At 48.6% G+C, this 4,638-nt stretch carries 2 rRNA genes; both read left to right on the top strand.

What is annotated here, in order from left to right:
• Positions 1 to 1,284 (top strand): 16S ribosomal RNA (locus tag VSR82_RS39425); the annotation flags it as partial.
• Between the two features lie 380 nt (positions 1,285 to 1,664).
• Positions 1,665 to 4,586 (top strand): 23S ribosomal RNA (locus tag VSR82_RS39420).
• The last annotated feature ends 52 nt before the right edge of the window (positions 4,587 to 4,638 follow it).

Here is a 4,638-nt window from a genome sequence, read left to right as displayed (position 1 = left end):
ACGGCTTACCAAGGCAACGATACGTAGCCGACCTGAGAGGGTGATCGGCCACACTGGAACTGAGACACGGTCCAGACTCCTACGGGAGGCAGCAGTAGGGAATCTTCCGCAATGGGCGAAAGCCTGACGGAGCAACGCCGCGTGAGTGATGAAGGTCTTCGGATCGTAAAACTCTGTTATCAGGGAAGAACAAATGTGTAAGTAACTGTGCACATCTTGACGGTACCTGATCAGAAAGCCACGGCTAACTACGTGCCAGCAGCCGCGGTAATACGTAGGTGGCAAGCGTTATCCGGAATTATTGGGCGTAAAGCGCGCGTAGGCGGTTTTTTAAGTCTGATGTGAAAGCCCACGGCTCAACCGTGGAGGGTCATTGGAAACTGGAAAACTTGAGTGCAGAAGAGGAAAGTGGAATTCCATGTGTAGCGGTGAAATGCGCAGAGATATGGAGGAACACCAGTGGCGAAGGCGACTTTCTGGTCTGTAACTGACGCTGATGTGCGAAAGCGTGGGGATCAAACAGGATTAGATACCCTGGTAGTCCACGCCGTAAACGATGAGTGCTAAGTGTTAGGGGGTTTCCGCCCCTTAGTGCTGCAGCTAACGCATTAAGCACTCCGCCTGGGGAGTACGACCGCAAGGTTGAAACTCAAAGGAATTGACGGGGACCCGCACAAGCGGTGGAGCATGTGGTTTAATTCGAAGCAACGCGAAGAACCTTACCAAATCTTGACATCCTTTGACCGCTCTAGAGATAGAGTCTTCCCCTTCGGGGGACAAAGTGACAGGTGGTGCATGGTTGTCGTCAGCTCGTGTCGTGAGATGTTGGGTTAAGTCCCGCAACGAGCGCAACCCTTAAGCTTAGTTGCCATCATTAAGTTGGGCACTCTAAGTTGACTGCCGGTGACAAACCGGAGGAAGGTGGGGATGACGTCAAATCATCATGCCCCTTATGATTTGGGCTACACACGTGCTACAATGGACAATACAAAGGGCAGCTAAACCGCGAGGTCAAGCAAATCCCATAAAGTTGTTCTCAGTTCGGATTGTAGTCTGCAACTCGACTACATGAAGCTGGAATCGCTAGTAATCGTAGATCAGCATGCTACGGTGAATACGTTCCCGGGTCTTGTACACACCGCCCGTCACACCACGAGAGTTTGTAACACCCGAAGCCGGTGGAGTAACCATTTATGGAGCTAGCCGTCGAAGGTGGGACAAATGATTGGGGTGAAGTCGTAACAAGGTAGCCGTATCGGAAGGTGCGGCTGGATCACCTCCTTTCTAAGGATATATTCGGAACATCTTCGTAGAAGATGAAGGAATAACATTGACATATTGTATTCAGTTTTGAATGTTTATATAACATTCAACATATCTTCTTTTTCAAAGAAAGCGATTCGCAGACAATGCGTTGAGTTACTTTAAAGCGGAGTTTACTAGAGTAAATGAGTATTTAAAGTAATGATAACAAAGCAGTATGCAAACGCTTGACTGGAAATAGAACTTGTACATTGAAAACTAGATAAGTAAGTAAAATAGATTTTACCAAGCAAAACCGAGTGAATTAGAGTTTTAAAGCTTGAATTCATAAGAAATAATCGCTAGTGTTCGAAAGAACACTCACAAGATTAATAACGCGTTTCCTGTAGGATGGAAACATAGATTAAGTTATTAAGGGCGCACGGTGGATGCCTTGGCACTAGAAGCCGATGAAGGACGTTACTAACGACGATATGCTTTGGGGAGCTGTAAGTAAGCGTTGATCCAGAGATTTCCGAATGGGGAAACCCAGCATGAGTTATGTCATGTTATCGATATGTGAATACATAGCATATCAGAAGGCAGACCCGGAGAACTGAAACATCTTAGTACCCGGAGGAAGAGAAAGAAAAATCGATTCCCTGAGTAGCGGCGAGCGAAACGGGAAGAGCCCAAACCAACAAGCTTGCTTGTTGGGGTTGTAGGACACTCTATACGGAGTTACAAAAGTATATATTAGACGAATCATCTGGAAAGTTGAATCAAAGAAGGTAATAATCCTGTAGTCGAAAATATATACTCTCTTGAGTGGATCCTGAGTACGACGGAGCACGTGAAATTCCGTCGGAATCTGGGAGGACCATCTCCTAAGGCTAAATACTCTCTAGTGACCGATAGTGAACCAGTACCGTGAGGGAAAGGTGAAAAGTACCCCGGAAGGGGAGTGAAAGAGAACTTGAAACCGTGTGCTTACAAGTAGTCAGAGCCCGTTAATGGGTGATGGCGTGCCTTTTGTAGAATGAACCGGCGAGTTACGATTTGATGCAAGGTTAAGCAGCTAATGTGGAGCCGTAGCGAAAGCGAGTCTGAATAGGGCGTTTAGTATTTGGTCGTAGACCCGAAACCAGGTGATCTACCCTTGGTCAGGTTGAAGTTCAGGTAACACTGAATGGAGGACCGAACCGACTTACGTTGAAAAGTGAGCGGATGAACTGAGGGTAGCGGAGAAATTCCAATCGAACTTGGAGATAGCTGGTTCTCTCCGAAATAGCTTTAGGGCTAGCCTCAAGTGATGATTATTGGAGGTAGAGCACTGTTTGGACGAGGGGCCCTTCTCGGGTTACCGAATTCAGACAAACTCCGAATGCCAATCAATTTAACTTGGGAGTCAGAACATGGGTGATAAGGTCCGTGTTCGAAAGGGAAACAGCCCAGACCACCAGCTAAGGTCCCAAAATATATGTTAAGTGGAAAAGGATGTGGCGTTGCCCAGACAACTAGGATGTTGGCTTAGAAGCAGCCATCATTTAAAGAGTGCGTAATAGCTCACTAGTCGAGTGACACTGCGCCGAAAATGTACCGGGGCTAAACATATTACCGAAGCTGTGGATTGTCCGTAGGACAATGGTAGGAGAGCGTTCTAAGGGCGTCGAAGCATGATCGCAAGGACATGTGGAGCGCTTAGAAGTGAGAATGCCGGTGTGAGTAGCGAAAGACGGGTGAGAATCCCGTCCACCGATTGACTAAGGTTTCCAGAGGAAGGCTCGTCCGCTCTGGGTTAGTCGGGTCCTAAGCTGAGGCCGACAGGCGTAGGCGATGGATAACAGGTTGATATTCCTGTACCACCTAGTATCGTTTTAATCGATGGGGGGACGCAGTAGGATAGGCGAAGCGTGCTATTGGATTGCACGTCCAAGCAGTAAGACTGAGTGTTAGGCAAATCCGGCACTCATAAGGTCAAGCTGTGATGGGGAGAGGAAATTGTTTCCTCGAGTCGTTGATTTCACACTGCCAAGAAAAGCCTCTAGATAGATAACAGGTGCCCGTACCGCAAACCGACACAGGTAGTCAAGATGAGAATTCTAAGGTGAGCGAGCGAACTCTCGTTAAGGAACTCGGCAAAATGACCCCGTAACTTCGGGAGAAGGGGTGCTCTTTAGGGTTAACGCCCAGAAGAGCCGCAGTGAATAGGCCCAAGCGACTGTTTATCAAAAACACAGGTCTCTGCTAAACCGTAAGGTGATGTATAGGGGCTGACGCCTGCCCGGTGCTGGAAGGTTAAGAGGAGTAGTTAGCTTCTGCGAAGCTACGAATCGAAGCCCCAGTAAACGGCGGCCGTAACTATAACGGTCCTAAGGTAGCGAAATTCCTTGTCGGGTAAGTTCCGACCCGCACGAAAGGCGTAACGATTTGGGCACTGTCTCAACGAGAGACTCGGTGAAATCATAGTACCTGTGAAGATGCAGGTTACCCGCGACAGGACGGAAAGACCCCGTGGAGCTTTACTGTAGCCTGATATTGAAATTCGGCACAGCTTGTACAGGATAGGTAGGAGCCTTTGAAACGTGAGCGCTAGCTTACGTGGAGGCATTGGTGGGATACTACCCTAGCTGTGTTGGCTTTCTAACCCGCACCACTTATCGTGGTGGGAGACAGTGTCAGGTGGGCAGTTTGACTGGGGCGGTCGCCTCCTAAAAGGTAACGGAGGCGCTCAAAGGTTCCCTCAGAATGGTTGGAAATCATTCATAGAGTGTAAAGGCATAAGGGAGCTTGACTGCGAGACTTACAAGTCGAGCAGGGTCGAAAGACGGACTTAGTGATCCGGTGGTTCCGCATGGAAGGGCCATCGCTCAACGGATAAAAGCTACCCCGGGGATAACAGGCTTATCTCCCCCAAGAGTTCACATCGACGGGGAGGTTTGGCACCTCGATGTCGGCTCATCGCATCCTGGGGCTGTAGTCGGTCCCAAGGGTTGGGCTGTTCGCCCATTAAAGCGGTACGCGAGCTGGGTTCAGAACGTCGTGAGACAGTTCGGTCCCTATCCGTCGTGGGCGTAGGAAATTTGAGAGGAGCTGTCCTTAGTACGAGAGGACCGGGATGGACATACCTCTGGTGTACCAGTTGTCGTGCCAACGGCATAGCTGGGTAGCTATGTATGGACGGGATAAGTGCTGAAAGCATCTAAGCATGAAGCCCCCCTCAAGATGAGATTTCCCAACTTCGGTTATAAGATCCCTCAAAGATGATGAGGTTAATAGGTTCGAGGTGGAAGCGTGGTGACACGTGGAGCTGACGAATACTAATCGATCGAAGACTTAATCAAAATTTATGTTTTGCGACGCAAAATCATTTTACTTACTATCTAGTTTTGAATG

This window comes from Burkholderia sp. JPY481 (assembly GCF_038900515.1).
In the GTDB taxonomy this organism is placed as follows: domain Bacteria; phylum Pseudomonadota; class Gammaproteobacteria; order Burkholderiales; family Burkholderiaceae; genus Paraburkholderia; species Paraburkholderia youngii.
Note: the sequence above shows the minus strand (reverse complement) of the source record. Positions and strands in the feature narration are given on the sequence as shown.